This is a genomic window from bacterium, from assembly GCA_035371905.1.
GTDB lineage: Bacteria > Ratteibacteria > UBA8468 > B48-G9 > JAFGKM01 > JAMWDI01.
Genome location: DAORXQ010000066.1, coordinates 3990 through 10183 on the forward strand (window position 1 = coordinate 3990; position 6194 = coordinate 10183).

Genomic DNA, 6194 nt, shown 5'->3' on the forward strand with positions numbered 1-6194 from the left:
ATGGAAAATAGAGTATCTGGATGTTGTCCTGAGAAAGATACAGGTCTTTGGATAACGAATTTAAATTTTTGGTTAACCAGTGGGTGTAATTTCAGGTGTAGATATTGTTATGAAAACAAAATAAAAGATTTACCTATAAAAACAGCAGATAAAGAGATAATAAAGCAGTTATTAAACTGGTTTTTTGATGATAGAATCTCAGGTAAAAACAATAATTTAAGTTTAAACTTTTTTGGTGGTGAACCTTTATTATATCCAGATTTAATAGAGTTTACTTGTATAGAAGGCAAGAAATTAGAAGCTAAAACAGGTAAAAGAATTTCATTCTCAATGACTACTAATGCTTCATTATTAACGAAAGAAATGGTAGAATTTTTTAAGATTTTCAATATGGGATATTTAATATCTCTTGATGGTGATTTAGATACTATGTTAAGATGGCGTGGTATACAGGATTCAGAAAAAAACTTAGAAATACTCAAACGAACAGAAGACAATGCGAGACTAATTTATCAACTATATCCTAATCTTACTACAAGAATTACATTACCAAATTCTGAATTGAAAAGAATATTTCATAATACTTTATATATCTATTCACTGGGTTGTAATAATATTTCAGCACATATAGTAACTGATGGAGCAGGTGAAATACAATCAGATGGAGTAGAAGACTACAAACAACAAATGGAAGAGATGTATTATTGGTTAAAGAGTTTCTTGATTAGAGGCCAAAAGATTCCATATTCTACTGTAGATAAATGTTTAAACCATAGAGGCAATCCTTTAGAACAAGGTGCTTGTGGAGCTGGAAAAGGATTTTTAGGGATAAGTCCTGATGGTGGAATATATCCTTGCCATAGGTTTGTTATATGGGATGAATGGAGATTAGGTGATGTATTCCATTATGAATTAGACAATGATAAACGAAAGATTTTTATTAATTTCAAGCGTAAAAATTTAGAGAGATGTTTGAACTGTGAATCAAAGACTTGTCACTCTCAATGTTATGCTTCAAATTATGCTAAATTTAAGAATATTTTTAGTATTCATCCGCTATATTGTGAAATAAAGAAAATAGAAGAAAAAATAGCAGATAGATTAAAAAATGACCCTGATATTATAAAAAGACAGATAAAGACTCAAAAAAATAAGATTAATGATTTACAAAATAAGAATCTTGAAATTAACCAAAGGTTCGAGGAATTAAAAAGGAGTTTGATTAATGGCAAAGCGAATAAGGAATGATTATATTAAATCAATTCAAATGTTTTTAGGTGATGATAGTTTTGGAGATTATGTGCTTTTAAGGTTAAGTAATCCAAGAAAGTATTATGAATTAGAAGATTTTGACCAAGTTAAATATATTTTAAAAGCAGGATATAGAACAATTGAAGGTATAGATGAATTATTGCCAGTATTTTCTGGTTATACTTTAATAGGTAAATTAGACCAGGCGGAATTACCAAATGAAATAGAAGTATCATTACAGAACAGATTTTTTATGTTAGGCAGGACTGAGTTAGGTTCAAGTGAATTTACAGGCAAGACATTATCAGAAGTTTTAGCATTTTTTAAAAGAATTCTAAACTTAAGAGATGATGAATTTATAAATTTAGTTCCATCTTTAATTTTGAATAAAAAGATTATAAAATTTCCAGATACTCCAATGAATTTATTAGAAAGTTTTAGAAGTATAGCCGAAGCTTTCAATCTATGGGTATATTGGGACTATGAAGGTAGATTAGTAATCAAAGAACGAGAGATTCCACAACAGCCAAGTTTTACTATTACAAGTGATAAATCTAAAGTAGAAGTATCTATCAAACCATTTAAGACTGCCAGTAGAATAATAGTAGTAGGCAGGCATTTATATTATTGGGAACAACAAGGATATATCCAAGTAATAGGCAGTTATCCTAATAGTGCTTTAGATTTTGCGAAAGTTGGTGAGTATGTTTCTTATATTGATACAGGTTATAAAGAATTAGTTTATAAAGTAAATCCTGCTTGGGCTACTGAGATTGTTTTGTATCCTAATTTTGCTACTTGTGGAGGTAGTTCAGGACAATTATATTCTTCAAGATTTACTTTAATAACTCAAACTAAAGCCATAATAGAAATAAAAGTTATAAATACTTCTTTGTATGAATGTTGTTTAAAGTCATCGGACCAGAATATATTTAATCAAATTTTTTTTAATATTATACTCAAGGGTTATGTAATAAGGGACGATGAGAAATACAGCAGAGTTTATACTGAATATATTGACACAGACTTACAAGCCAAATATGGTGGTGAAATCATTAGAAGAATAGATAATGAATTAATCCCTGATTTAGAAATAGCAAACAGAATATTGAATTTTGAAAAGATACTAAATAAACTTGAAATGTATCCAGTTAGAGTAACAATTCCATTAAATCCATTAATAGAGAGATATGATAGAATAAAAATAAAACTAACTGGTACCGATGAATTTGATATGTTAGTTACTTCTATTGAACATAATTATGAACCTGATTCAAGTCGTTCTTTCACAATTTTAAATGGGTATAAAATAACTTAATTTTAAGGTTAGACCTCTTTTAAAAATAGGGTTTTTAAAGCATAGCAAAGCAATACAGCCAAGATTTTTAGTCAGGTAAGGGTAACATACTTACCTGACAAAAATCGTGTCTTTAAACCTTTATTTTTGAAATATTAGAATTAAAGAAAAAACTGACTTGACATAAAAAACTCTATGATTAAAATTAATTATAATCAAAAAAAGGGAGGTGAGATAATGAAAGAAAAGATAGAGATTACTGATATAGCATTAGCAAGTGCATTAATAATTAAAGGCAAAAATTTAATAGAAGTAAGGAAAAGAGGTAGATACTGCACTTTTATATTTGAAAAAGATAAAATACTTGAAGGGTTAGTAGAATCTTATTATAAGGATGAATTATTGGTCTCAGCGAAGAGATTATTTCAGGAATATAAAACTTTAAAACAGATAAGATTCAATTTTAAAGGAGGAGAAAATGGACAAAAAAATTGGAATTATAATCCCCACTAAAATTATCAGAAAAGATATTTTATTAAATCTTCTTTCACAGTTAGATTCTCTTGGATTAAGTGAAAATATTTTCTTAATGATAGATAATTCTGAAAAACCTAAAGAAATCTTAGAAAGATTTAGGAAAATAAAATATAAAAATTTTGATAATTTAGGTTTTGGCAATTTAATTAATCAAATTCCGAAGTTCATTAAAGCCGAATATTACTTAATAATGAACGATGATATTATAGTTTATCCTGAGTTTATAGAGGATTTATTAAAAGGCATAAAAGCAGGTTATGATATGGTAGGGCCTACAAGTAACTATGTTGGTGGGATTCAGAGTAGAAATTATAAAGTATCTGAAAATAACTATAAAGACTTAGCAACTGAAATCTCTAAAGATTATTCAAAAAATTATATAATAGAAACTTCTTTTCTTTCAGGATTTTTGTTTTTAATTAAATCAGAATTACTTGAAAAATACAAAATCCCAGAATCAATCAAAAATTTCTATACTGATAATTATTTATCTTACAGATTATATTCAGATGGATACTCTTTAGGTATTATTGAGAACTGTTTTATTTATCATTATGGTAGTTTAACTTATAAATCTCTTGGGTTAGATACTTATAGTCAAGACTTTCAAGAATATCTAAGAATAATAAATTCTTTAAAAAATTCTGATATCAGAATAGCAGGTTTATTAAGGACCAAAAACTCAATGGAATACATTAAAAAAGGCTTTGTGAATAAATTTTTAGCTTTGGTTGATAGGCTTTATGTAGTAGATACAGGTTCTACTGATGGAACTTATGAGTATTACAAAGAATTAAGTAAAACAAAAAACATAGTTTTAGTAAAATATTCAGAAAAAGAAGATTTAGAAAGAAGTTTTATTACGGAATTAGCTTACAAAGATAATTATCAATGGGCTTTATGGTTAGATTCAGATGAGATACCTGATAGATATATAACAAAGGACTATTTAAGAAATTTAGCTAGTAATTCTATATTTCCAGAAGTAAACTCATTTGTTTTTAGAATTTTAACTTATTGGCGAGGAAATACACATCATAGAATAGATGGAGTCTGGGGTAATCTTTCAGGAGCAAGATTCTTTAAATTAATTAAGAATAAAACGAGTTGGATTACTCCTAATGTAATGGGATTGCATTGTAGTCCTTTGGTTTGTCTTGATAATTTCGGTAAAAGATATACTTCAAGAAAGATATTACATTACGGCTATGATAGTTATGAGAAAGCATACTCTAAATTTAAGTTTTATTCTGAAATAGATAAAGATAAAAACACTCTTTTGATAGGAACACCTGATTACTCACATTTGATTGATGAATCTAAAATAAGTCTTATTCCTGTTAGAGAGAAAACAGTTGGTTTCTTCTGTATTACAAAACAAGATTCCTTCAATAAAAATTTCTTTAATCAATTACGACAGAATTTTAGTTTATTTGATGAAATAATCATAGGTATAGATGATAGGTCCTGTAAAGAAACTATTGATTTACTGAAACTAATGAATGTGAATTATAGATTATTTAAATTTAAGAATTTTAGTCAAGCTCGTAACAAAGTGAAAAAGGCTTTGAAAACAGATTTTATATTTTTTATGGATGATGATGAGATATTAATAAATCCATTTGAGTTTATGAAACTTAATGAATTGGAAGATTATTTATTCTTGTTTGAAATCTCTAATATTATCAAAGAAGATAATATAGAATTTAATTCTTACTCAGTAAGGCTTTTTCCCAACGATAAAACCTTAAAATTCAAAAATAAAATCCACGAAGTAATAGAAAGTAATAAATATAAATTATATTTTGCTGGTAAACTTTTATATAATATTAAAGAAAAACCAAATTTCCAGTATTATAGACAAGAAATTTTAAAAGATAAGACTCCGTTAAATATGGCTAAACTAATGATAGACAAAGCACAGTTTGATAAAGCTTTAAAATATCTAAATAAGCTTCCAGATTCTAATATTTATAAAGAATATCTTAAAGCTTATATTTATTTAATTAAAGCTTATTACTCTTTGAATAAAATTCAGTCTTTTGGTTCAAGAGCCATTTTTATCAATAAAACCAGAGCCTTAGTTAAAGATTTATTAAAGGAATACTTAAAATCTTGACAGAAATAGTTTAAATAAATAAAATAATAGTAAAATACAGGAGGAAAACTATGAACTTAAGATATGAAAGAAATCCTGATGGTTCTTTTAAAGCTATTTTTGTTGTTACTCCTGAAGGTGAGATACCACTTGAATTTGAAGTTAATCCTGATGGGACTTATAAAGTCATTTATTCTACTGCGATAGGTAATGTTTATCTTGACCAATTTATTCAATCTTTAGCTAATGAGAATGCTAAGATAAGATATAATTCAGAAACTAATACTTGGCAATATACTACTGATGGAGTGACTTGGAATGATTTTGGTTCAGGTTCAGGTGGAGGACAAGAGACTGACCCTATTTATACAGCAGATAAACCTAAATTATTTGATAAAACTATTGATACTTTAGATGATATCACAGAAGGGGCAGAAAATAAACACTTAACTAATACTCTTAAATCTCAATATGATGAGGCATATATTCACTCACAAAGCGAACATCCATTTGGCTTAGTGGGAAACAAAGAAGTTGATGAGTCTAATTTGGGGGACGATAAAATTTTAGTTTATAAATCTGCTTTGGACAAACTCACTTATGAAACAAAACCAAGTGGTTCTGGAACAGATGAGAAAGTTAAAGCAACTTCAACAGACCCTCAAGCAGGATATCTAAATGAAAAAATTGATGATAATCATTTTGAGATAGTAGATAATAAGTTGAAGATTAAAACGGGTAAAGTAGGAACAAAAGAAGTTGATGAAACAGATATAGGTAATGATAAGATTTTAGTTTATAACACAACTACTGATAAACTTGAATACCAGACAAAACCTTCTGGTGGTAGTAGTGGCGGGAACTGGCCTGGTTCTTATCCTATTGTTAGTGCTGATATATCAAATGAAGCGGTTATTACTTCTAAAATTCAGGATGGAGCAATAACAACATCTAAAATACAAAATGGAGCAATAACAGGAAGTAAAATAGCAAGTAATAGCGTTGTTAAAA

At 27.7% G+C, this 6194-nt stretch carries 5 protein-coding genes; all 5 read left to right on the forward strand.

Annotated elements, in window-relative coordinates; genetic code table 11:
• Positions 1 to 1248: SPASM domain-containing protein (locus PKV21_07205; GenBank protein ID HOM27276.1), on the forward strand; the 1248-nt coding region annotated here is incomplete at its 5' end.
• Entirely contained in the window at positions 1226 to 2569 is a 1344-nt protein-coding gene (locus PKV21_07210) for a hypothetical protein (protein HOM27277.1), read from the forward strand. The genes PKV21_07205 and PKV21_07210, both read left to right, overlap by 23 nt.
• Positions 2570 to 2785: 216 nt before the next feature.
• Complete coding sequence (locus tag PKV21_07215) at positions 2786 to 3061, forward strand: DUF5659 domain-containing protein (GenBank protein ID HOM27278.1); 276 nt, start codon at positions 2786 to 2788, stop codon at positions 3059 to 3061.
• The gene (locus PKV21_07220; GenBank protein ID HOM27279.1) at positions 3027 to 5204 is read left to right on the forward strand and encodes a glycosyltransferase; all 2178 of its coding nucleotides are present in this window, start codon (positions 3027 to 3029) and stop codon (positions 5202 to 5204) included. The genes PKV21_07215 and PKV21_07220 overlap by 35 nt, the downstream gene beginning before the upstream one ends.
• 50 nt (positions 5205 to 5254) lie before the next feature.
• Positions 5255 to 6194: hypothetical protein (locus tag PKV21_07225; protein HOM27280.1), on the forward strand; the 940-nt coding region annotated here is incomplete at its 3' end.

Excerpts from the sequence above, each read along its gene's own strand:
- PKV21_07210 (HOM27277.1), top strand. The coding sequence starts at position 1,226 with ATGGCAAAGCGAATAAGGAATGATTATATTAAATCAATTCAAATGTTT.
- PKV21_07215 (HOM27278.1), top strand. The coding sequence starts at position 2,786 with ATGAAAGAAAAGATAGAGATTACTGATATAGCATTAGCAAGTGCATTA.
- PKV21_07220 (HOM27279.1), top strand. The coding sequence starts at position 3,027 with ATGGACAAAAAAATTGGAATTATAATCCCCACTAAAATTATCAGAAAA.